Source organism: Pseudomonas sp. SCPG-7 (genome assembly GCF_002156405.1).
GTDB lineage: Bacteria > Pseudomonadota > Gammaproteobacteria > Pseudomonadales > Pseudomonadaceae > Aquipseudomonas > Aquipseudomonas parakoreensis.
The window spans coordinates 37,588-59,296 of record NZ_MVOO01000008.1; the positions used below are offsets into that span (position 1 = coordinate 37,588).

Below are 21,709 nucleotides of genomic sequence, written 5' to 3' on the forward strand. Positions count from 1 at the left end.
GGAATAAGAGCTCATGAAAAACTTCATCTTGGTCGAAGCGCCCGTTACGAGCGAGGCTAACTACATCCTGCTTCATCTCGACCCTGGCATGCCCGACGAGGCACGCGAGTTCAAACCGTTCACCGACTACACGACGTGGCTGGCACGTAAGGGCTACGCAGGAAACACCGATAAGCTCTACTCGGAGCACGTTGGCCGCTTCATCGACTACGTATATGAGGCGACGAAAACCCAATTTCCTGCAGATGTCGAGGTCACTATCGAGACCGTCATCTACAGCTACCAGGTTTATCTCCTCTTCGGTACGGACGCCACGAACCCGATAGCGAAGACGCTGGCCCATAGCCTAGGGAAGACACGGCTAACCGGTCAAAACTCAATCGCGGAATCAATAGAGTCGTCTATTCGATGGTTTCTTGAGGTAGCCGAGTCAAAAAACATGACAGCACCTGACCATCTGTTCAGTCGGTTCTGCTCGAGCAAGGCCGAATATCGAAGTCAATATGAGGTTTCGGCCCAAAAAGCTAATTCATGGATGGCAGCAGTCATTCGTGGCTCGCTGAACTCAGTTTTGCCTAAACGCAAGAGAGATAAGCTGTTTGCTAAAGCAGGGCGTAGGAACAGCAAGCACGACAAGCAGCCGTTCAAGATCCTTCCATTCCCTATAGAACGATCCATCGACTTTCTCAGACAGGCCAAGCCTGCAAAGTCCACGACATTTTACAGGGATATGACGCTATATGCCCTACTTGCCGCGACAGGTTCGCGTACAAGCGAGGCGCTACAAGTTCGAATGTCCGACATCGACGATGACGATTTTGCAGTGTTCCTACGCGACCCCTTTGCGAGGAAAGCGCCTGGTATTACTGAAGAAGAGCATAAGCTTCTCTCCTGGAAAGGTCGGGAGACCGAGGTCACCTTCATGATTGAACCATTCGCTAAAATATTCTGGGAGAGCCTTGAGAAGTACCTGACCCTAGAATACAACTCTAGCGTTGGACATGATTTCTTGTTTCAGAACTCTGACGGCAGGCCCTTCTTCGCAAGCGACAGGAGCAGCCGTGACAAAACCTTCAAGAAATACTCTTTGAAGGCAGGCTTGCCGGACGTCACAGGCATCAGCACTCACTCTCTGAGGCATATGTACGGAACCTACACGCTTAATTACATGCCAGTTCCTGGTCAAACCCTTCCTGGTCTACCCATTACCTACGTGAAGATCCTGATGGGCCATGCCAGCGTTACATCCACGATGAAGTACGCGAAGCACGACACCGACATCATCGAAGCATACATTCAACATGCTAACCAGTACGTCATGCAAAGAGGCGATGCCTCCTTTACCACAATTCGCGAGGAGTTTTATCTGCGCCAGCTCGAAGTATTGAAGGACGAGGCGAATCGCATTCAAGGGACGCAACATGATTAACCTGACTAAGGATATTCAGATTATCAAAACTGGAGCGCCTCTTGATAGCTCCATTAAAGAGGCGATCACGAAAGCCAAGGCTTGCGTCTGCAAAGAGCTGTTTGGCACGAACTATATCTCTCCAAGTAAGGTAACAAGCGGCGCTCGTAACGAATATTACAACGCGTCCATCGTGCGCCTGTTTGATGACCACCTGAACGTGTCGAATGCACCTATTTATGATGAAGTGTGGGTGCGTAATGCTTTAGCTTGCACGAAAAAGACTGCGCCGATAGAAATTGCGAAGCAGGTCGTTCCGAAGGCCTCTATTGACTGGCTCAACAAGTCTTCCTTGGAGAGGCTGAGTAAAGACTGCGTCTTAATTCTTCACTTTCTCTGGCAGGAGCGAGCTGTCCTGCTCCCGGCTGACCTTAGGAAGCCCACGGTTCACAATCAGGACGAAGGAACCAACTTCTATGAGTTTGCTGCAGCATCCTATACCGAGGTGCTTGCATTTGTGAGCAAACCGTTTGTCTCGCATGTTCCCTACGAAGACATTCCGGACATTACCTCCGTAATGAAGCCTAGTGCCGTCAAAAACTTTGGATGGTACGCTTGGCGCATGATTCGTTGCACAGACTGGCATAGAATCGAAGACATCAATCCAGATGACATCGCTGACCTCGCCGACCACCTGGTCTTAACGCGAAGAAATGACGTTGACTGGTTCCAGTACCCCATCGCCCCAGCCGCGTTTTGGAACTATGTTCAGAGGCTGTATTCTGACAGATGTAGCCAGGTCGCCGTCCGCCCTAAAAATGATTTGCACGCCAGTAGAAAAGCTCTGGCCTCTGGCGAATATGACTATCCTGATGAGCACAAGGAAAGTGTCGAGTCGTGGTTGAAATATCAGGACAAATACACCGGCTTACAAAAGTCTCGGGGTATTAAGTCTTTCGACGCTTACAGCAAGAGCTTCTCAGTTCTGAATACCTGGTTGTTTGGCGAATACCCTACTGCCACGGGATTGCTTCCTCCTCATCCAAGTGAGCTTAATCGGACGCACATGGAGGGCGATGGATACATAGGCTTCCTCACTTTTCTTCGCAGAGGCAGGTCAAACTCAACGATCCAGCAGATCATGTACCACATCACCAGCTTTTTCAACTACTTGACGGCTCACTCGAGCGCCGACGAGAAACTTTCTGGTTTTGTTTGCCCCATACTTGAGCTCGATTTCCCCATCGTGCGAAGAAGGAATAGCTCTAATAAGCCTGCATTTCATTCTGAGCATTTCCCATACCTTCTCCAATACTGCTACGCGATAGAGTCTTTCACAACTCACCTAGCCGAAAGGGTATATCACGAACAAATAAACCTATTCGACAAGCAATTCAGGGCTGATATTGAAACAAAGGACTGGAACAACACCCAAAAAATCGTTCAAACTGAAAAACTTGGGTACGTTCCAATTGTGTTCTACCGGAACCCATCATTTGACGCTTCGCAGCCTAAATCCGAAGATAATCGCCCCATGAAGTATGAGGCGCTGCGACTTCTTCCAAGGTTCGTCGTGCCAATTATTGAACACTCGGTTGAACGCGAAGGGAAGTGGGTGTTCTATCCTCAGCTCAATTACATCAGACATAATATCATCGCACTGGAGACAGGGGTTCGTAGTATTCACATACGTTGGCTAGAGAGGCGAACCTATGATATGCGAATTGATCGTTCAAGACCCCTGCCTGCGCTTTGCAAGTTACGCATCAACACTGACAAAGTAAACGGCCCCTGGGACGCTACTGTTTCGAAGACGGTAATTGAACTGCTGGATCGTCAAAAAGCCATGATCCCTTGGTTTAACGATCCCGCAATGGATGTCGAAACCTGGTATGACTACCATGAAGAAAATGAGCATGGCAAAATCATCACGCTATTTCCGAAGGGAACAAGTCCTGGCGTGCTGACTCCGGAGGCCTATGCGAAATATTTCAAAAGGCTAATTTATTCTTTTGACTTGTTCTGCAGGTTTCAGCTGGGCATTGAGGCGACGAACGCAATGCCAGAGGCTGTGGGGGATCTGGAATCTATTGATGATCCTCACGACTATCTCACCGTGATCAAACTTGAGGGACAGGCCTGCAAACTAATCGAACATACCCCGCACTCCTGCCGAGTATCAGTTGTATCTGAATACATCCCAATTTTGCCGCCACACATCATCGGCGCATTTATTACCGGCCATGCCAGTGATGAACATGTAATGTATTACGCAAAAGTTGACCCTGCATACCTAAAATCGGTTGCCCAGTATCAAAAATTGAGTATTGAGCATGGATGGCTAGTTGACCGCCCAGCAATGTCTAACATCAAAGCAGAAGACGTTGCATCGAAGCTTCAGCAGGCTTTCCGGCGAGACAAGGAGAAGTCTCTGATTGACTTCGGTGCGATCTCATTTGACCGTGAGACCAAGGATGATGTGGTTTCGGGTGTCAGGGAGACAAGGCAGCGCCCCATCGACTCGCTGGCCTTCATGCCCACTCATATCTGCCCATTTGGTAATCGCTGCCCAGCGGACGTCGTTAAAGACCTGGGTGCCATTCCTGGGATAAGTATGCCGTGCGGGGGCTGCTATTACTCGGTCAAAACTGTCGACCACCTGCCAAGGATATACGGTCACATTCGTGTGCTAACTGACGAGTGTAGCGAGCTGGAGGCCTATATCGCTGAGTCTAAAAGGAATGGAGCATCGCCTGAAAGCCTTGTGCCAAAAGCCAATCGTCGCAAATTCCTCGCCGCAGAGATCATTTCATGGAGCGTTACTGCTCACTGCCTCGAGCAAATGCATAACGAAATCAAAACGCGTGAAAGCTTCCTGGTAGAAAAACCTGAAATCGTCTCAGAGCACCTGGAGCGCTTAGAGCTCAAGAAAGACTCGCTTTCCAACCTGATTGCTCGCACTGCAGAAGCCAAGTCGCATGCGGAGTATTTCACTCCACAGTTAGACACGCAGGTTAAAGTGGCAAGAAACAAGCTCCTTGCATTCACTGGAGACTTTAACCGCATGCTGCAAGAAGCTCCTACAGGATTCACGTTGATCGATGAATTTAGGGGCCTGATTCGGTCTACGTGTGAAGTTCTGGGTCTTTCACTGCATGATTTGAATGATGCAATGAGTAAGCCCATGGCCTTGGAACGACCTACTGCAATCCTGAAGCTAATTTCGAGCCCAAGAGGTGTTCCTGCATGAGCAAAGGTGCGAAAAAGGGCCAAAACCGCTTTGCAGGCTCTCAAAAGCTGAACCGCGACTATAGAATTTCCCGAATTAAAGACGAAGTAATACCTAAGCTGAAGTCTTTCGTAGGAAAAGCATCATTCGATGGGGTTACGCCTTACTCAAGATTCTGCGCCGAACTTTACAACGATGGGCTTCCTGTAAACGAAAAGAAGATTGGCTACAGAACCTTGGTACAGAGCACTGACTATTGGACTCTGCTCGGGCCAATATTCTTCAAGCACTGGGATGCTGCTGGAAACATGGAGTCCAAGAAGGACAAGCTTGTCGGAAAGCTGGCCGTTCAGCGAGCAGACCAACTTCAAGCTGAGACAGAGAAACTGAGGAAGGAGGTCGAAGCTCTGCGCTCAGCCCTTCGTAGCCATGGTGCTCAGCCAGTAACCCTGCCGGACACAACGCATGTGGATCAAGGATTCATGGCGAAGTTTGACAAAACCTGCCGGGCCCTCAAGTTGGTGCTCGATGCAAGTGATGGGATGTTTACAGTTGACATGCAGGCTAAAAAGATTTGCTGCAGTTTTGACGACCTTGAACCTAGGGAGGGTCTTGTCCCAAAAGAGCTTGTCGAACCTTTCGTCCTTTGGATGAAGGCTAAAGGAAGCGCGCATGGCGACCAGTGATCAAAAGCGCTCTCCGTACGACCGCTACAGGGACTATGTGCTGCAGCTTGAACAGGCTGGAAAAAAGTTTCCTGTGAATCAGTTTGGCGCCGTCAACTTCAGCAAAATAGCTGATGAATGTGGTAATCGTAGGCAGTGGTTTTCTGAAAGCGCAAAGAAGGTCTTTTGCTCCGAGGGCCAGACTCTGGAACAGGTCATCGCGAAGGACATTCGCCGCATAGGCAGTGAGTTTGTTGCGGCCAAAGATCCTGAGTCTCTGGCGATTGATATGGCGGATTCGAAAAGTCGCGAAGCGAATCGGTTGCGAGTAATGCTTGAGCAAAAGTCGAAGGAGAACGAACTGCTCCGCGAGCAAGTTGAGCGACTCTCTGCCGAGCTGCGGTTGCTTCGGACATCTGCACAGGAAATCAGTAGCCAGCAGGACTTGATGATCGACTCCGGGCGGTCATTTATCCTATGACCAATCTGTCGAGCATAATCCAGGTAAGTTCGGTGAAGCCAGGCAGTTTTGGCGGGGCAGTCTTCTCCGGACGCATCATTGGCCAAAATAAAATTTACACATGCAGAGCCAGCTATAAAATCATCACGCGCATACCTCAGCCCGGTGAGTGCTGGCAGTTCAAAGGCTCGATCACAGGGCACGATCAGTACAGGGATTTCGTTCTGATCGAAAGCTGTCACATCGTAAACCTGCCCATAGCGGCATATGTGGAAAGATTGCTGATAAAGCATCCTGCATTTCGCGGGCTGTCATTCGGCAAAGCGAAAGTCTCGAAACTGGTCAGGGCATTTGGCGCAGAAAACCTTGCTCAGGCATTGACTGCAGGCAGAGTCAGCCACCTGGCGGAACTGATTAATCCTGATCTCGCCCAAAAGGTCGTGGATGCCTGGAGGACACTGCAGGATGAGATTTCAACAATTGAATTTCTCATGGAGCACGACTTCGATCCTGGGCTCGCCAAAAGCGTTCTCAAGGTTTGCCAGACGGATACGGTAGAGCGCCTGAAGCTTAATCCGTACAGCCTCATTGCGTTTCAAGGCATCCACCCAAACATGTGGAAAATCGTAGACGCCGCAGCAGCCAAGCTAGGCATACCTCGTGATGACCCACGCAGGCTGGCCGGCCTTGTGGAGAATTTGCTCTATGTGCGCTTGGATCAGGGCCATACCGCATACGAAATAGAAGAGCTAAAAGCCGCCCTGATGCAGAAGCTTCCATCCGCCAGACTGGTAGACCAAGCTATCGAATGCGCCCTACAAAGGCGTGCTGTATGCGTTAAGAAGTATCAAGGGACGACGCTTATCCAGCCACTGGGAGCGGCCCTTGTCGAAAGTAAACTCGAGCAGCGAGTCGCGAGTCTACTGTCCGCTCAGGCCTCATTGCTTCACGGTTCTCCGCAGGAACTGGAGCAAGCGATTGAAGATTACTGCGCACACGGTAAGAGCGTGCCTGGACACTCACTCACCCGAGACCAGAAAAGCGCAGTGCTGATGGCGCTTACTAATCGCATCAGCACGCTGACTGGATTTGGCGGTACGGGCAAGACAACGGTGCTGAAAGCCATCGTTGATATAGCCTCTCAGCACCGCCCTGTGCATGTCTTAGCACTGAGCGGAAAAGCCAAGGAGCGGGCCAAGGAGTCTGTTGGCCGAGACACCTACACGATCCACAGTTTCTTGATCAAAATCAGCACTGCAAGCTCAGGGCTCAGCACTGGAGGCGACCCTCTGGTAATTATCGATGAATCCAGCATGGTAGACATCGCCTTGATGCTGAAACTGCTGAATGCCTTTGCGAAGAAAGAACTGTCTCTCTTGCTAGTAGGCGATACCGGTCAGCTATCTCCGGTTGGTTATGGAATCTTCTTCCATGCACTGGCCAAATCGAAGGCGATACCGTCGACCCACCTGATCAAGGTTCACAGGTCTACCGGCAACAGTCATCTTCAGAACATCGCCATGAAGATTAGATCTGGTCACCTGGACACCTTGCCATTCTGGAATGGCGAGAGCGATGGGGTTTATCTGATCCCCTGCACAAACACGCAGGACATGCTGACACACCTCGCGAAGATCAAGCAGATCATCCCTGACGCTCAGATCCTGACGCCACACATGTCTGATCGCATGCCGGATTCCGGGCACAAGATAAACAAACACCTGCAAAGCGCCCTCCAGCATACAGACGAGACGCAGGGTATCTGGATGGGCAAATACTGGCTGCGCGTTAACGACCCCGTCATCGTCACTCAGAATAGCTACGAGCATAATCTGTTCAACGGCAACACCGGGATCATGACTGGCATTACGTCAATCGATGGCCAGACTTCAGGTGTGTTTTTCTTCAATGGGCTCGAAGTGACCCTCTCCAGGATGGACTTGTTCGGGCTGGGAATGAAACTTGCCTACGCCATATCCATTCATAAGGCGCAAGGCAGCGAGTACGAGACGTCGATCCTTTGCACTCTGAGTCAAAGCGAATTTGTGGAACGAAGCATGCTTTACACAGCCGTCTCACGATCTAAGCGGCTGGCCTTGATCCTAAGCACGCATGACATCATGCAGCAGGGGGTAGCTCGCCCGAACCGAAGTGACACCCTCTGTGTGGGCTTCTCGGTTTGAATACCAAACAGGTTGTTAGCCCTACAATATTGTGGGCAGGGCTTTCGCTTCAGGCGCCTTACCTTGCTTGTATGATCGCGGGATCCGCGCCCAATGCCTCAGGTAGGAGAATTCATTGAAGTTGCTCACAACGCTTTGGAGCGTCATCCGCCCCGACCGCCGCCCCGAGCGTGAGAAAGCGCGTGAACGCGAGTTCATCCTAGCGGCGAACTCCTTGAAGACCCTCAAGGTGACACCAGAGGGCGGAATGTCCATCGATCCCGAAGAACTCCGAGATCAGATAATCGCGGCACGCGAGCAGTTGCAGCACCTTGTCCACCAGCCAGGAAAGCCAAGCAGGCCATTCCAACCTGTGGCAGAGAACGAGGTGGGGCAGAAGGCTTACCCCGCTGCTGAGGCCCCTGTAGAGCTGCAGGACTGTATTGAGGTGGTGGCTTGGCGTCGGCTCCATAGTGGCGCTGCTGTGCGCTACGTGTGCCTCCAGTCTACAAGTACGGGGCGATTCGCTGTCGCTACAGCCAGTCTGTTCAGAGAGGCCATGGAGAGTCTCCCGACTTGGGTCGACGGCAATACCAACAGGCAAATCGCGAATGCCCTACAGCTCGATGATCTCCAGTGGTACGCGGCTGTGAGCGAGGCTATGGATGCATGGAATGCGGAGCTCTGATGACCCTGAGTTTTCGGTCACGGCGTGCCCCTGCGGGTAGCGGCTGTCGTGAACCGAGCCTTGGCAAAGCCTGCGTCTCGGCCCTTCGGGCTTTCATCCCGCACGCCTGCGCGCTCCGCTTGCGGTATGCAGAGATCAGTTCCTCCCTGGACAGTGCCTGTAGCTCGCACATTCTGATCCATTGAAAAGTCAAACGTGAGTCTGGCACTGGCTTTCTGAAGGGATAAACGCCCAGATTGGATGCAGGCTGAGAAAAGGGCATTCACCAGTGCGGTGAACAGCTTGATAGGAGTGAACCCGACCGAGGGCGATGCCCTGAAGCCGGGTTTATTCGGATTAAGCGAGCACAGCAGCGGGTTCCGCCGTATCGTCACCGCCTCCCTGTGCCGCTAGATCAGGCGAAACCAGACCTTGGGAGGAAGGGGCATAAGGGTAAAAAGCTTCAAACTTGTCATACGGGAAGAGTGACTGAATTTTGTACACGGCGTTTGTAAGAAACTGAGTCTTCTCTATATCGGCGTAATCACCGCTGTACCTTCCAGAGAAGAAGTTGACCTCCCAATAGCCAGCCTTTGGCCGTATTTCTCCCGCAATCCGAGCGGCCTGCATCCCAGTCATACTTGGGTGACCGAGCTCATCAGGTTTTGGAATGTCCTCAGCGACGAATAACACGCCGTCCTTACCTATGGCCCAGATAAGCTTACTCTCAGAGGATGGGTCGTTAGCCACTGAATCGGCCACTTTCTTGTAGGCCTCGTGAACATCAACCAAACGGATTTGTTGCGGATCCCAGAATTTTTTCGCGGTCTTGTTGGTGCCTTTTCCGTTCCGCGAGACCTCGTTCTCTTTAATGTGGTTGGGCGCACGCAATGTCCCATACATGCTATTGAGATGACTTTCGTAGTCATCTCGGCGCTGCTTCACAGCCCTGGTGAACGCCGGGAAGAAGTGCTGATCATCTAGACCGGCGATCTGGCTCTCCTGCCCCTTGAAGCCGGCCAGCATCGCATCTGCATAAATTGGGTCATGAATGTAAATGCCAGATACAGCGTTGCCCAAGGGAATGTCAGTCGCATCCAAGAACACCTGGAAAGCACACTCGGAATCCCAGTAGACATCAATTTGCCACTGTAAGCGTGCGAGGCTGCCAGTCAAGAAACTGAGTTTTTCCTTACGCCAGCGAATCATTCTCTCTTCATCGAGGGTGTAAGTACCCAACACGTCATTGACCTTGCGGTGGGTGTAATGTTTACGGACATCGTCTCGCGCTTGAGCAATCGATGCCAGTTTGATCTCGTACCTGACCGAAGGAACCGGGATCTCAAGCAGAGGACACATTTCATCTTCCAGGTATCCCAATACCTGATCACGAATACGCTCTGCTGTGCCATGAGCGAACTTGAAGTCGATGCGCGTCTTTCTATCTGCCGGGATGATCGAGATATCTGGAACAATAATCTCATGGGGAGCCACCCAGTTAGTGGCATCCGGTTCTCGAATGGACATCGCCAGCCCCCAACGACCTTTTACGGCCTCAGGAGTGGATTCCCCGAAAAATTCGTCAAGCATGACCATTTCTGCTCGTGCGTACGGCCCGAGTCGGTCGTCATGAACGTATACCCATTTCGAATCACCCCGGAAGTCATAACCAAGGGCGGTAATTGCGTGCCCAGCTTTGACGTACTCACCAGCTTCGTTGGGTTCCACGCCGTATACTTTTCCCGTCAAAATGACGGGCAGGTTGCTATTAATGTGAGCAACGAGGGACTCTCGGAAAGATTCAGGAGTTGATTCCTCAAGGCTATTGTTGTGATATCGCAGCCCCTCAATATCAAGCGTTCGCTGGATCTGCTTATTGGTAAGCTCTTTATTTGGGAATCCATTACTGGAACCGTCCACAAAATTCAGGGCGGCGGTGGTGATCTCACTGCAGGATTTAATGTCCTTAACACTACGACCAGGCGAACTGTGCAACGCTGTCCAAATGGCGGTGGTAGCACACGCGGCAACCACCTTGTCCTGTTCTTGGAATGCAATTGAGTCGATTGTCAGCTTGATGCCAAAGAGATTCACATCATAAGGCTTGTCAATTTTCTTCTTGCCCACACCTCGGTCACCACTGACACGAAGGCAGGTTTTCCCCACGAATGTCCTGGTGAGAGGTTTGATAACCATGAAACCGAGGTAGTGCGACTGGAGTTGCTCTAGAGTTTTTACAGCATTGTCATCCTCAGCATCATCTAACATTTCTCCCACGTCACCCGCCAGTAGAGCGTCGAGCCGCTTGTGAGTCAGATCGCAACTGAAGAAGTGAAGCCGAGCGCACTTGTAGCCATCGTTGCCGAAACGCCCCAGGTAAAAACGCGAGTAGTCCTCGAGGAAGTCTCGGTCGATGTATTCGTGCTCAAGCAGGATGCTTCCTACCGTCTTCTTACCCTTCGGAATCTCGGGCATGAAGGACTTCAAGTAGTTATAGATGTACTTGATCTGAGGTTTTTTGAAGATGTCAGCGTGATCATAGCCGTATGGCTCATGAATCAACGCTGCCATCGTCGCCTCTTCGAAGCTGGTGATGAGGTATGGAGTCATTGTGATCGCGCAAAAAAAAGCAGCCCATTAGGCTGCTTTCGGATGAAGGGATTTATTAGAGGCTGCAGGTCTTGGCAAGCAGCGTCGCAGTGACTTCTTGTTTAGCGAATTCACGTGCCAGACGGTGGTTAGTCGCGGCCATGCGATCACGAGCCGCCTTTAGGCTGGCTTCATGAGAACCGTTACGGTTACGGGCCTCTTCGATCATACGCTCAAGAGTCATAGCTCCATCCTCTAAGAATTTTGTTCCACGGTGCATCAACGAATTCCAATGCGCGACCACTGCTTTCAATGGAAAAAAACGTAATACTGCCTCGCTAGCAAAAGCGGTGCGGATTATCGAGCTCGTTCACCAAGCTTCACAAGCAGTACCTGCCGTCAGCCGACAAGCGGCTTTACGACTATAGTTCAGACTTGGCGAAAGCCCCCAAGGTTCAATAAACAAGCAGCCTCAGAACTCGGCAAACGGCAGCCCCGTCACAGCTCCGCTTCTCAGGAACGCCATTAAGGCTCTTCTCCTGCTAGTCGTTACCATAGCGACTAAAACCTCCATCAGGGAGGTGGCCAAGCTGGGCGAAAAATCGTTGATAACCGAGTATGGCATATGGCAATCACCCACTTAAAGTGTATTTTGCCGTTATTTTCGCCCCGTTATAGGGCGCCGGAGCGACGTTTTTTGAGTCTTCCATGCTCCCAGTCAGCGTTTGCTCGTCTGAATGGAAAGGATAGCCGACTAAAGGCTCAGTTATGCGTCGGCCCCCATGGGCCCCACGATGGCGGATTCTTAACGATGTCGATTGAGGTGCTGAGCTCGTCCTGCATGTGTTCAAAAACTCTGTCGAGACTTGGATGAGCTTTCGACTCTCGCAGGGCATTCACTAACGCCAATAGCTCACGCCCTTGAGCCACCGGCATTTGGATGTCGCAATACACGGTGTCATCGCTGTCTCGTTCCACGTCTATTCTCCGTCTGCATCAATCCAGCTTGGGCTTACTTCTGGCAGTTCTGTGTGCCTCGAGGTGCTGCATCTCTGATTCCCAACAAGCCAGGAATTTATACCAGTCCGCAGCGTAAGGCCCATCTAACAATCTGGTCGACCCGATACTCGCCTGATTGAAGCGCTCCCTCCAGGGCTGGGGGATAGTCTGCTCCAAAATGATGTCGATTCCGGAGTGGTGATGCTGCACCGTGACACAATCCCGAAGCTGGTTGAGCTCAAGTGTCTTGTCAGCATTGGGGAAGTATTTCCGTTCTTGAAGGTCAAGGTCATCAAGGATGGATAAGGCATCGAACGCCTTCGAATCGCCAGGAGATGTGTTCGCAAGCATCCACAAAGCCTTTCGTCTCTTGGCTTCCAGTTCGCGGAGTTCATCGTCGGGCATTTGAGTTACCTCTTGTTGGCGTTGATGGCGTGCCGCCTGCGGCGTCAGGCTGCCGTAAATCGAGCCCCGCCAAGGCGTGTCTCGACCCTGCGGGCTCGCATCCCTCACGCCTGCGCGCTCCGCTTGCTTGGTGTTTGCGTCTCTGTGAAACATAGATCGTAACGCACCCTCCCTCGTGACTCGCAGCGGAGCATCGCTATTCAGAGCGTTCTGTTATCGTTCTAAAAGTAATTTAGTCGCTCTTAGCCATCAGCCTTCTGGGGAGCCGAGAATGGACACGACTCGACGCGTACCAGGCAGAGCCTACCAAACGGTTCGCGATCCCGAGCGTCTGCTCATTGAAGAGCGCGCCGAAGCTCTATCTGCTGCAGGCTACCCGCTGCCAGATGATGATCCGGCTATGTACGCTGAGCAATTGTTGAAAGAGGCCAGAGCGACACGACGACTACCGTGTTCAGATATTTGTCTTTCGTCCTGTGGGTCACAAGGTACTGACAACTAGGAAGTTAAGAGCTACCGCCCCTCATTTTTATCATCAAGGAAGAAAATGAAATACTCATTGCTTGAAGGCGCTCGTGTAGAGGCCACTCCAAAAGCACGTGGTGTTTGCAGTTTTTGTGGTTCCCAGACTGTCGCTAAATGCGGGAACCATGTCGTCTGGCATTGGGCTCATAAACGTTTGGACAATTGCGATCCGTGGTGGGAAACGGAAACGGCATGGCATCGCGATTGGAAGAATATGTTCCCAACCGAGTGGCAGGAAGTTGTGTTGCAAGCGTCCTCAGGGGAGAGACATATAGCAGATGTCCGAACGCCTTCAGGGATGGTTATTGAGTTTCAGAGATCGACGATACATCCTGAAGAGGTAATCGCGAGGCAAAACTACTATCAAAATATGATCTGGGTGATCGATGGCACGCGGACTGAGTTCGACAGGTACAACTTCAGAATGGGTTTGTCGAAAGTGTCGGAGAATGGACTGGCTTCATTTAGCTGGCATTCCCGCAGCAAGCTTTTTGCTCGCTGGTGGGTTTCCAAACCCGTGTTCATCGACTTCGGCCCCGATTTCGGTATATGGCGCGTCTTAAGATTCGATCCGACTCAAAAACGTGGAGTGGTGGCTTACACTCACAAGGAAAAGCTGGTCGAATGGATCACCAACGGCACCACCGATTTTAGCTTCAATGGAGGCCCGGCCTCTGATAAATCCGGTACGGCGGGTCAATAAAAACCGACCAAGTGTCTAGCGGGCATCTCTGTCCTTCGGGCTTCTTGCTGTTCTAGCTTGCAAATCAAACACCTTGAGACTACTTAGGGACGGGACGCTCATAAGGTGCTCTCAGGGTATGCCTATACCCGCAAGACACTTGCTGACTCATCATCGAGCTATGCTGGGTCGACATCAAGGAGTCCATGTAGATGCCCAGTGAATACTCGCTATCAGATGTGCTGGAAAGGATGTACCAAAACCAGCTGGCCCTTGAGGCTGCGCTCATGGAGCTGACCCTCCAGGTGGAAGCCCAGGGACATGCGGAAGTCGGCGACAACGTCCGTGGTGCGCTTTACACAATTGGTGAGAACGCTGGTCATATCAAACAGGGGCTGGCCCGGCTCAAAACACTCCCATGAACCAGCCGCTTTTCGATTTTGATCTCAAACGCGTTTCCCGCACGCACTACATCACTGGCAAAGCTGCGATCAATTTTCCAGATCCAGGTAGTACAACGGGAGGATGGCATTTCCTGTCTTACTTCGACCGAAAATCCGGCGTGGCCAAGGTGTCCTTGGCAGGTATTCATTATCCAGATACGACCGATTTCTTTGGAGACGCTGGACTCATCGACGTAACCGACGAGCTTGCGATGAGAGGCTGGTCAGAAGACGGCAAAAGGCTGTTCATGGCGGATCACTACCGTGCCGCAGCAGACATGATTATTAAGTGGGCGGTAGGTGACGCCAAACGCTGCAACGTCGAAATCGCTGATTGGTTCCCTTCAACATGCGAAAGGCAGGGATTGTTGGTGATGTTGGATTTAGGGAAACCGGTGCTTTTACGTAGAGGAAGGTTGCAAAAAATGGAAGCTTGGCTTCGCTCGCAATGACCACCGCAAGTCTGCGTGTCTGTTCCTTCTTCCGAATGCCCTCTGAACAACTGCTTTTGTTGAGCACCGCTTCCCAAGCCTTGCAGCAAGGAGTAGCGTAGCGATTACTACATATCGAGTAGATATTCCTACATGAAAAATTGGCTCGCATTGATCCTTGGCTTACCCACCGCCAACGCCACCGAGCGCATGCGAGCCTGGCGTGCCTTGAAAGCTTCAGGTGCCGCTGTACTCCGTGACGGTGTTTACCTGCTCCCTGATACCAGCGCTTGCCGCGAAGCTCTGACTTCTGTCGAACGAGACATATTGGCCATCAATGGCACCGCCTACCTCCTGCCTGTAGTTGATCCCAACGGTGAGCGCTTTATCGAGTTTTTCGACCGCAAGGATGACTACACCAAACTTGGTGGAGAGATCGAAGGCTGCCGTGAGCAGTTGAATGCTGAAAATGCGCTGGCGACGACCAAACAAATCCGCAAGCTGCGCAAAGCCTACGATCAGATAGCGAGCATCGATTACTTCCCAGGTGAACCAAAGCACCAGATTGATGCGGCTCTACAGGAGTTAGAGACGGCAGTCAGTAGAGCCCTGTCGCCGGATGAGCCGCACAGCAGTAATCAACCGATATCGGTACTCAATCTCAGCGATTATCAGGGCCGTATCTGGGCAACGCGTAAACGTCCCTGGGTCGACCGGCTCGCCTGTGCCTGGTTGATCCGCCGCTTCATCGACCCGCAAGCTCAGATCGTCTGGCTGAACACTCCACAGGACTGCCCAGTCAACGCCTTGGGGTTTGATTTTGATGACGCAACCTTCAGCCATGTTGGTAACCGCGTCACCTTTGAAACCCTACAGGCCAGTTTTCAAATCCAGATACAAGGTCTAGGTCGCATTGCTGCCCTTGTGCATTACCTCGATGTTGGCGATATTCAGCCGGTGGAGGCTGCCGGGATTGAGCGGGTGCTTGCTGGGCTGCGAGAGACCATTTCCGACGACGACCAACTTCTGGCTGCCGCGAGCGCCATCTTCGACGGCCTGCTCGCCGGGTTTGTGAAAGAGGAGCAACCCAATGAGTAAAGTTATGGCACCAGAGGTTGAAGCGAATCCGTTGAGGCCTGAACAGATTAGTCTGCGTGAGGCGTTCTGGTTCTGGTTGAAGCTCGGTTTCATTAGCTTCGGCGGGCCTGCGGGCCAGATCTCGATCATGCATCAGGAGTTGGTGGAGCGGCGACGCTGGATTTCAGAACGCAGATTTCTACATGCCCTCAATTACTGCATGTTGTTGCCAGGGCCCGAGGCTCAGCAACTGGCGACTTACATTGGTTGGCTGATGCATCGAACGTGGGGAGGCGTGGTCGCCGGCGCGCTGTTTGTGCTGCCCTCACTATTCATCCTGATCGCGCTGTCGTGGATGTACATCGCGTTCGGCGAAGTACCCGTGGTAGCCGGACTTTTCTACGGCATCAAGCCCGCCGTGACGGCCATCGTGGTGCAGGCGGCGCATAGAATCGGCTCTCGGGCACTGAAGAATAATTGGCTGTGGGCGATAGCAGCGGCTTCATTTGCCGCCATCTTTGCATTCAATGTTCCGTTCCCGCTGATCGTCTTAGGGGCAGCGTTGATTGGCTATTTCGGGGGGCGAATGGCACCCGAAAAATTCAGAGCCGGTGGCCATAGCGCCGCCAAAAAATCCTTCGGCCCGGCCTTAATCGATGACGACACGCCGTCCCCCGAACATGCTCGGTTCAGCTGGTTGAAATTGGCCTCACTCGCACTGATTAGTGCCGTGCTATGGGCTTTGCCGATGGGTGTTTTGACCGCGCTCTTTGGGTGGGAAGGAACCCTGACCCAGATGAGCTGGTTCTTTACCAAAGCTGCATTGCTGACCTTCGGCGGGGCTTATGCCGTACTGCCGTATGTCTATCAAGGCGCAGTCGGTCACTATGGCTGGCTAACCCCGACACAGATGATCGACGGCCTTGCGCTGGGGGAAACCACGCCAGGGCCGCTGATCATGGTGGTGGCTTTCGTCGGCTTCGTCGGGGCCTATGTCTCGCAAGTGTTCGGGGCTGATCAGGTGTTTCTGGCCGGAGCTGTCGCAGCTGCCCTGGTGACCTGGTTCACCTTCTTACCTTCGTTCCTGTTCATCCTTGCGGGTGGCCCTCTGGTTGAGTCGACCCACAACGAACTCAAGTTCACTGCACCGCTTACCGCCATCACCGCCGCCGTAGTTGGGGTGATCCTCAATCTGGCGTGCTTCTTCGGGTATCACGTGCTTTGGCCGAAAGGCTTCAGCGGCAACCTCGACTGGCCTTCAGCAGTAATCGCCATCGCAGCGGCAATAGCATTGTTCCGCTTCAAGCGCGGCGTCATTCAGGTACTGATGGCCTGTGCGCTCGCTGGTCTAGCAGTACATCTGTTGCGCTAGCTATCACGAGCGGATTAAACAGCGTCCGTCAGACACCCAGGCCCCTTCAGATCTGAAGTGACCAGCTCACACCAAAGCCCAGCCTGACGCTGGGCTTTTGCCATTTAATGGCAGTGGTAGTCGTTGGTTTTATGGTTTCGATGGCAACCTTTTGAATCAGTACCGCCGCTGTGCGAGAAGGCAGCAACGGACGTAATCGAAAGTAAAGCGGCGATCAAAATGGCGGACAGCTTCATCAGGGTCTGCTCCTTGCTCATATTTTTATATCCGTGAGAGGTCTCACGCCCGGCAGCGTATGGCTAAGTGCCTTCACCGAGCAAGCGCATCCTGCTTGATTTCGCAAATATTCGATGAGCGACTGATCGGCTGCTTCTTGAGCTAATGCCGGCTCTAGTTTAGGATGACTTCATATCCCCCCCAGGGGGATACGAATCCTCGATAAGCGAACAACTCGTCGCTTTGTTAATTCGAGAAAAGCTCGGCAACCAACTGGGCGCGTGTGTCCTTATGTGAGATTTCTCATGCTGAAAATCTTAGCCAATCGAACCTACCGCCACCTCTTTCTCGCACAAGTGATTGCGCTTGTGGGGACTGGTCTTGCCACTGTCGCATTAGGACTACTGGCGTTCGACCTCGCAGGAGCCCAAGCCGGCGCCGTCCTAGGTACGGCGTTAGCAATCAAGATGACGGCATACATCGGCGTTGCACCGATTGCAGCGGCTTTTGCAGAACGTCTACCGCGTCGGGCAATGCTGGTTTCACTGGATCTTGTGCGAGCACTGGTCGCACTTGCACTGCCGTTTGTAACGGAAATCTGGCAAATCTACGTGCTGATTTTCGTCCTTCAGTCCGCTTCGGCAGCGTTCACTCCGACGTTCCAGGCGACCATTCCAGACATCCTGCCGGATGAGGATGACTACACCCGTGCCTTGTCACTATCGCGTCTGGCCTACGATCTCGAAAGTGTTGCCAGTCCGATGCTCGCCGCTGCACTGCTGACCGTGATCAGCTTTCATAATCTGTTCGCGGGTACGGTCATTGGTTTCCTTGCTTCTGCGGCTCTAGTCGCTACGGTGCTGCTACCCAAAGCGAAACAGGTACCACGACGCAGCATTTATGAACGAACCACCCGTGGTATGCGCATATTCCTAGCTACGCCCCGGTTACGGGGACTGTTGGCGCTCAATCTTACGGTAGCTGCCGCTAGCGCCATGGTGATCGTCAATACAGTAGTTCTGGTGCAGTCGCGCTTCGCTCTGCCTCAGAGTTCCACTGCTTTGGCCCTGGCAGCGTTTGGGGGAGGGTCGATGGTGTCAGCCTTGGTCTTGCCCAGGCTGCTGAAAAACATCAAAGACCGAACTGCCATGCTGTTCGGCGGAGGGATATTGGTCGCGGGTTTAGCGGTTGGCATTAACGTCACCACTTATAACTTGCTTCTACCACTATGGTTGGTGCTTGGGGTTGGCTACTCCCTTGCCCAGACTCCTAGCGGTCGCATCTTGCGTCGCTCAGCACATGCTGAGGATCGTCCAGCATTATTTGCTGCCCAGTTCGCCTTATCCCATGCCTGCTGGTTAATCACTTACCCTCTGGCGGGATGGTTGGGAGCACACTACGGCCTGGCCGCATCGTTCATTGCGCTAGCGGTCTTGGCAGCAGGCTCGCTTATCATGAGTAGCCTCATCTGGCGACCAGCTCATGATCGAGAAATCGTCGAGCACACTCATGATGAACTATCAGACAATCGTGCCCATGTTGACGACACCAACGCAGAAAGGCATGAACACCCGTATGTGATTGATGATCTACATCGTCGGTGGCCACGCTGATGGAGCGAAGAGTTCTCAAGCCTTCGAGTCCAGAGCAAAATTTAGTGATGCATCGACAAGAGCTGTCACATACAACTGGATGATGATCAGAAAATAGGTAAGCGAGAGGCTTTGGGGGATCATGAACCTCACCCGATTGAAACAGTTTTTTTTGATTTTCTTTTGTACCCGCTACATCGCTCGGCACTACCGGCGACTTGCATTGCTGGAAACGTTAGCCCTGGTAGGCGCGAAACGAAAAGTGCGTGCTATACCGGCAAAGTCGGTTGTCGTAGACACGGAGAAATGACACACGCTTATTCTTGAACGGAGGAACCTACACAATTTTGACCAAACGAAAGGACGCGCTTGTTGCGAGGCAGGCCTCCAATCATGTTGAGCACCACATACGAAACCGCTTCCCGCTGCATGCAAGCCTTCTAGCCTGGTGCTGGCTTAACTGGCCGTCATCAGCTTCGACGCAGCGGACATGGCAGTAAGCATTGGCATCAAGCGAATGGTGCTACTCTTTGTACGGTCTATTTGATGGTAGGGGAGGATCAAATTAGAGGGGAATGTGTTTAGGGGGGATCAGTAAGGCCGAGAACTCACGTCTCCATGCTCGAATTCAAACTAGCGCCAACCGGTATATGGCGAGCCGATAGAAACGCACTGTCGGCGTGCATATGAGCAGTCCGCTAACCCTCGGCCTACCACATGCCATGAAAGGATTTGCGATGGAGGCTGATAACGGCGAAATAGGCAGTGAAGCGTAGCCGAGGGGTCATGGTAAAAAATTGCGTTAACGCTTTTGGGGACAGTCGCCCTGCAGGATATATCGAATGGAGTGAAGCTTTCCTTGAGAGTCCTGATAACTCATATAGCTATCGACATTTCCACAATATTTTACTGGTGGGGAAACATGTATAGTCTTGGCAACGTCTAGCTTCATGCCATACACATAATCCTTAACTTCAGGAACTGGTTCGCCGACTTTGCTGGCATAATTCTCGAGCGCAACCTTGTTGGCGCGCTCAACCCTTTCAACGTCTGTCTTCGATTGCGTTTGCGCATTAATAAATTGCGACGCAAAAGCAAGCGCGATAAAAACTGAAATCTTAATAGTCTTCATGTCGTAACCCACACCCTTTAGTTTGAATTTGCCTTAAACCACAAGATTTGAATTAGAAAGCGCCCAAAGGGCGCTAGCTTTAACAGTGATCTAGACGGCTGAAAGATCAATCAGCCCCCAATCAAACTTGCACGCAAACATTCATAGCTAAAAATCTATAAAAATAGCGACGTGCAAATTAGATCAAGGCCAAGTTCACAATCAAATTTTGTTCCGTTTACGTCTAGCCCGCTTACAAAGAAACAAGAGGGTATTCTACAATTAGCCTAAACTCATCCAGGTCAGACTCAAATTGAGTCGCGCGTGTATTAGACTGGCGTATGCGGAATGACATATCTTTCATTTTTCCAGTTTGAACTACATATTTTGCTTCGATGTCGCGCTCCCACCTCTTTTGATTCACGAGCGGACTGCCCTCGGCATCACGGCGCATGTAGACACTATTCGCACTCGAGTAGTCAATATCACTACCTCGGCCATAACGCGTCATAAAGCTGAGTCCAGGAACCCCGTACGACTTCATGCTCAGATCAAAACGCAGCATCCAAGATTTTTCCTTGGGGGCGTTGAAATCACTATATTGTATTGAGTTGTCCAAGAAAACAGAGTCGGATTGTCGTAAATAGTCGAAGTCGTTTTCGCCATTGTTTCGTTGGTGGGTTAAGGCGAGTGTGTGGCCACCAAACTGAACACCAAAACGCCCGCTCCAAATATTGGTATCAAATTCACCTAATAACTTCTTGCCTTCGTCAACTGCACGATAGTAATTAAAACCACCGATCAACGCGAGATTATCTGTGAGAGCGTAGCTGAGGTTCGTACCGAAATACGTTTGATTCCATACATCCTGAAGTTGGCCAGCATGCAACGCGAAACTTACGTTCTCATTTAGAACGTAGTCACCACCGAAATAGCTCATTCCTGGTGAGTTTACAGGGCCTGCGTAGAAGGTCGCAAAACCATCCCTCATATCGCTTGATACAGGCTGACTCATAGAATGGAGCCGGCCACCTTGCAATGTCAGGCCTTTGATGCTGTTATTGGAAAATATAGTACCTCTAAAAGACTCAGGAAGTAGACGCGAATCACCGTAATACACTACTGGGCTGGTAGGAAACACGTCGCCTACTTTGAGCTCCGTATCAAAGGCGCGAATCTTCGCGGCGCCTCCAATTTTAGTGTACTCATCACGGGCATCCCCGTTACTGTCAACTGGAAGAACATCAAACGAACTTCGCCCACCATTGCGTCCGCCACCAGTGTCCAATTTCAAGCCGATCATGGCGAAAGCATCTAGTCCGAAACCAATCGTCCCTTGGGTGTAACCAGAATTGAATTTCGCAATGAATGCTTGAGCAGTCGCCTCAGAATATCCCGCCCCCCCCTGGTGCAGTTTCACCATTACGATTATCCCTGTTGAAATAGAATGTTCTGCTGGTAACGGTAAATTTACTACCTTCAACAAAACCTTCTGACTTCTCTGCACTATAGGCGACTGAGCTAAACCCAGCTATTGCCGCTAATACGCCTGTTGAGATCTTGGTTATCCTAGTCATGTCTGCTCCGAAGATTTGGCAGTTTCTTATGATGACGGCCTTTTTTATAATGGTGATTGCAATGACCGCCACTCATTCTGACCTACAAACATAACCTCA

At 51.6% G+C, this 21,709-nt stretch carries 18 protein-coding genes and 1 pseudogene; 12 read left to right on the top strand and 7 right to left on the bottom strand.

Annotated elements, in window-relative coordinates; all coding sequences use genetic code 11:
• Nucleotides 1–13: 13 nt before the first annotated feature.
• The 6 genes from B1722_RS16255 to B1722_RS16280 all read left to right on the top strand — a co-directional run bounded on the left by B1722_RS16255 (nucleotide 14) and on the right by B1722_RS16280 (nucleotide 8,612).
• Entirely contained in the window at nucleotides 14–1,429 is a 1,416-nt protein-coding gene (locus B1722_RS16255) for a site-specific integrase (RefSeq protein WP_034139553.1), read from the top strand.
• Entirely contained in the window at nucleotides 1,422–4,658 is a 3,237-nt protein-coding gene (locus tag B1722_RS16260) for a hypothetical protein (RefSeq protein WP_086793440.1), read from the top strand. Before B1722_RS16255 ends, B1722_RS16260 begins: the two co-directional genes overlap by 8 nt.
• Nucleotides 4,655–5,323, top strand: a complete 669-nt coding sequence (locus tag B1722_RS16265) for a hypothetical protein (RefSeq protein WP_034139555.1) — start codon at nucleotides 4,655–4,657, stop codon at nucleotides 5,321–5,323. The genes B1722_RS16260 and B1722_RS16265 overlap by 4 nt, the downstream gene beginning before the upstream one ends.
• Complete coding sequence (locus B1722_RS16270) at nucleotides 5,310–5,783, top strand: hypothetical protein (protein ID WP_086793442.1); 474 nt, start codon at nucleotides 5,310–5,312, stop codon at nucleotides 5,781–5,783. Before B1722_RS16265 ends, B1722_RS16270 begins: the two co-directional genes overlap by 14 nt.
• Nucleotides 5,780–7,945 (top strand): AAA family ATPase, encoded by a 2,166-nt coding sequence (locus B1722_RS16275; RefSeq protein WP_086793444.1) that lies wholly within the window; start codon nucleotides 5,780–5,782, stop codon nucleotides 7,943–7,945. Before B1722_RS16270 ends, B1722_RS16275 begins: the two co-directional genes overlap by 4 nt.
• A gap of 115 nt (nucleotides 7,946–8,060) precedes the next feature.
• Nucleotides 8,061–8,612 carry a hypothetical protein gene (locus tag B1722_RS16280; RefSeq protein WP_086793446.1) on the top strand — a complete coding sequence of 184 codons (552 nt, stop codon included), beginning with the start codon at nucleotides 8,061–8,063 and terminating at the stop codon, nucleotides 8,610–8,612.
• A 336-nt stretch (nucleotides 8,613–8,948) separates the two neighbouring features.
• Here B1722_RS16280 and B1722_RS16285 read toward each other — a convergent pair whose 3' ends face one another.
• From B1722_RS16285 to B1722_RS16295, 4 genes are all read right to left on the bottom strand, one after another.
• On the bottom strand, nucleotides 8,949–11,162 hold the full coding sequence (locus tag B1722_RS16285) for a hypothetical protein (RefSeq protein ID WP_010203400.1): 2,214 nt from the start codon (nucleotides 11,160–11,162) through the stop codon (nucleotides 8,949–8,951).
• A gap of 94 nt (nucleotides 11,163–11,256) precedes the next feature.
• The gene (locus B1722_RS29600; RefSeq protein WP_010203399.1) at nucleotides 11,257–11,424 is read right to left on the bottom strand and encodes a hypothetical protein; all 168 of its coding nucleotides are present in this window, start codon (nucleotides 11,422–11,424) and stop codon (nucleotides 11,257–11,259) included.
• 518 nt (nucleotides 11,425–11,942) lie between these two features.
• Entirely contained in the window at nucleotides 11,943–12,158 is a 216-nt protein-coding gene (locus B1722_RS29895) for a hypothetical protein (protein ID WP_007246723.1), read from the bottom strand.
• An 18-nt stretch (nucleotides 12,159–12,176) separates the two neighbouring features.
• Nucleotides 12,177–12,584 carry a hypothetical protein gene (locus B1722_RS16295; RefSeq protein WP_140396025.1) on the bottom strand — a complete coding sequence of 136 codons (408 nt, stop codon included), beginning with the start codon at nucleotides 12,582–12,584 and terminating at the stop codon, nucleotides 12,177–12,179.
• A 547-nt stretch (nucleotides 12,585–13,131) separates the two neighbouring features.
• On the opposite strand from B1722_RS16295, the gene B1722_RS16305 reads away from it, so the two are divergent.
• From B1722_RS16305 to chrA, 5 genes are all read left to right on the top strand, one after another.
• Nucleotides 13,132–13,812, top strand: a complete 681-nt coding sequence (locus B1722_RS16305; RefSeq protein ID WP_033898335.1) for a competence protein CoiA — start codon at nucleotides 13,132–13,134, stop codon at nucleotides 13,810–13,812.
• Nucleotides 13,813–14,003: 191 nt separating this feature from the next.
• Nucleotides 14,004–14,213: a hypothetical protein gene (locus tag B1722_RS16310; protein WP_033898334.1), complete on the top strand. Its 210-nt coding sequence runs from the start codon at nucleotides 14,004–14,006 to the stop codon at nucleotides 14,211–14,213.
• The gene (locus B1722_RS16315; protein WP_032894812.1) at nucleotides 14,210–14,686 is read left to right on the top strand and encodes a hypothetical protein; all 477 of its coding nucleotides are present in this window, start codon (nucleotides 14,210–14,212) and stop codon (nucleotides 14,684–14,686) included. Before B1722_RS16310 ends, B1722_RS16315 begins: the two co-directional genes overlap by 4 nt.
• 132 nt (nucleotides 14,687–14,818) lie before the next feature.
• The gene (locus tag B1722_RS16320; RefSeq protein WP_044269477.1) at nucleotides 14,819–15,763 is read left to right on the top strand and encodes a chromate resistance protein ChrB domain-containing protein; all 945 of its coding nucleotides are present in this window, start codon (nucleotides 14,819–14,821) and stop codon (nucleotides 15,761–15,763) included.
• Nucleotides 15,756–17,114: a chromate efflux transporter gene (gene chrA / locus B1722_RS16325; RefSeq protein ID WP_033898332.1), complete on the top strand. Its 1,359-nt coding sequence runs from the start codon at nucleotides 15,756–15,758 to the stop codon at nucleotides 17,112–17,114. The genes B1722_RS16320 and chrA overlap by 8 nt, the downstream gene beginning before the upstream one ends.
• A gap of 104 nt (nucleotides 17,115–17,218) precedes the next feature.
• Here chrA and B1722_RS29090 read toward each other — a convergent pair whose 3' ends face one another.
• Nucleotides 17,219–17,350 (bottom strand): YHYH domain-containing protein, encoded by a 132-nt coding sequence (locus B1722_RS29090; RefSeq protein ID WP_099169014.1) that lies wholly within the window; start codon nucleotides 17,348–17,350, stop codon nucleotides 17,219–17,221.
• A gap of 285 nt (nucleotides 17,351–17,635) precedes the next feature.
• Here B1722_RS29090 and B1722_RS16330 point away from each other — a divergent pair, with 285 nt between their 5' ends.
• A complete protein-coding gene (locus B1722_RS16330) occupies nucleotides 17,636–18,943 on the top strand; it encodes an MFS transporter (protein ID WP_034139959.1) in 1,308 nt (435 codons plus the stop codon).
• 781 nt (nucleotides 18,944–19,724) lie between these two features.
• Here B1722_RS16330 and B1722_RS16335 read toward each other — a convergent pair.
• A complete protein-coding gene (locus tag B1722_RS16335; RefSeq protein WP_033902240.1) occupies nucleotides 19,725–20,054 on the bottom strand; it encodes a DUF2790 domain-containing protein in 330 nt (109 codons plus the stop codon).
• Between the two features lie 232 nt (nucleotides 20,055–20,286).
• Nucleotides 20,287–21,610: pseudogene (locus tag B1722_RS16340) on the bottom strand (OprD family porin).
• Nucleotides 21,611–21,709 lie beyond the last annotated feature (99 nt).

Excerpts from the sequence above, each read along its gene's own strand:
- B1722_RS16335 (WP_033902240.1), bottom strand. The coding sequence starts at position 20,054 with ATGAAGACTATTAAGATTTCAGTTTTTATCGCGCTTGCTTTTGCGTCG.
- B1722_RS16260 (WP_086793440.1), top strand. The coding sequence starts at position 1,422 with ATGATTAACCTGACTAAGGATATTCAGATTATCAAAACTGGAGCGCCT.
- B1722_RS29090 (WP_099169014.1), bottom strand. The coding sequence starts at position 17,350 with ATGAAGCTGTCCGCCATTTTGATCGCCGCTTTACTTTCGATTACGTCC.
- B1722_RS16305 (WP_033898335.1), top strand. The coding sequence starts at position 13,132 with ATGAAATACTCATTGCTTGAAGGCGCTCGTGTAGAGGCCACTCCAAAA.
- B1722_RS16285 (WP_010203400.1), bottom strand. The coding sequence starts at position 11,162 with ATGGCAGCGTTGATTCATGAGCCATACGGCTATGATCACGCTGACATC.
- B1722_RS16310 (WP_033898334.1), top strand. The coding sequence starts at position 14,004 with ATGCCCAGTGAATACTCGCTATCAGATGTGCTGGAAAGGATGTACCAA.
- B1722_RS16315 (WP_032894812.1), top strand. The coding sequence starts at position 14,210 with ATGAACCAGCCGCTTTTCGATTTTGATCTCAAACGCGTTTCCCGCACG.
- B1722_RS16255 (WP_034139553.1), top strand. The coding sequence starts at position 14 with ATGAAAAACTTCATCTTGGTCGAAGCGCCCGTTACGAGCGAGGCTAAC.
- chrA (WP_033898332.1), top strand. The coding sequence starts at position 15,756 with ATGAGTAAAGTTATGGCACCAGAGGTTGAAGCGAATCCGTTGAGGCCT.
- B1722_RS16320 (WP_044269477.1), top strand. The coding sequence starts at position 14,819 with ATGAAAAATTGGCTCGCATTGATCCTTGGCTTACCCACCGCCAACGCC.
- B1722_RS16275 (WP_086793444.1), top strand. The coding sequence starts at position 5,780 with ATGACCAATCTGTCGAGCATAATCCAGGTAAGTTCGGTGAAGCCAGGC.
- B1722_RS16265 (WP_034139555.1), top strand. The coding sequence starts at position 4,655 with ATGAGCAAAGGTGCGAAAAAGGGCCAAAACCGCTTTGCAGGCTCTCAA.
- B1722_RS29600 (WP_010203399.1), bottom strand. The coding sequence starts at position 11,424 with ATGACTCTTGAGCGTATGATCGAAGAGGCCCGTAACCGTAACGGTTCT.
- B1722_RS16270 (WP_086793442.1), top strand. The coding sequence starts at position 5,310 with ATGGCGACCAGTGATCAAAAGCGCTCTCCGTACGACCGCTACAGGGAC.
- B1722_RS16295 (WP_140396025.1), bottom strand. The coding sequence starts at position 12,584 with ATGCCCGACGATGAACTCCGCGAACTGGAAGCCAAGAGACGAAAGGCT.
- B1722_RS16330 (WP_034139959.1), top strand. The coding sequence starts at position 17,636 with ATGCTGAAAATCTTAGCCAATCGAACCTACCGCCACCTCTTTCTCGCA.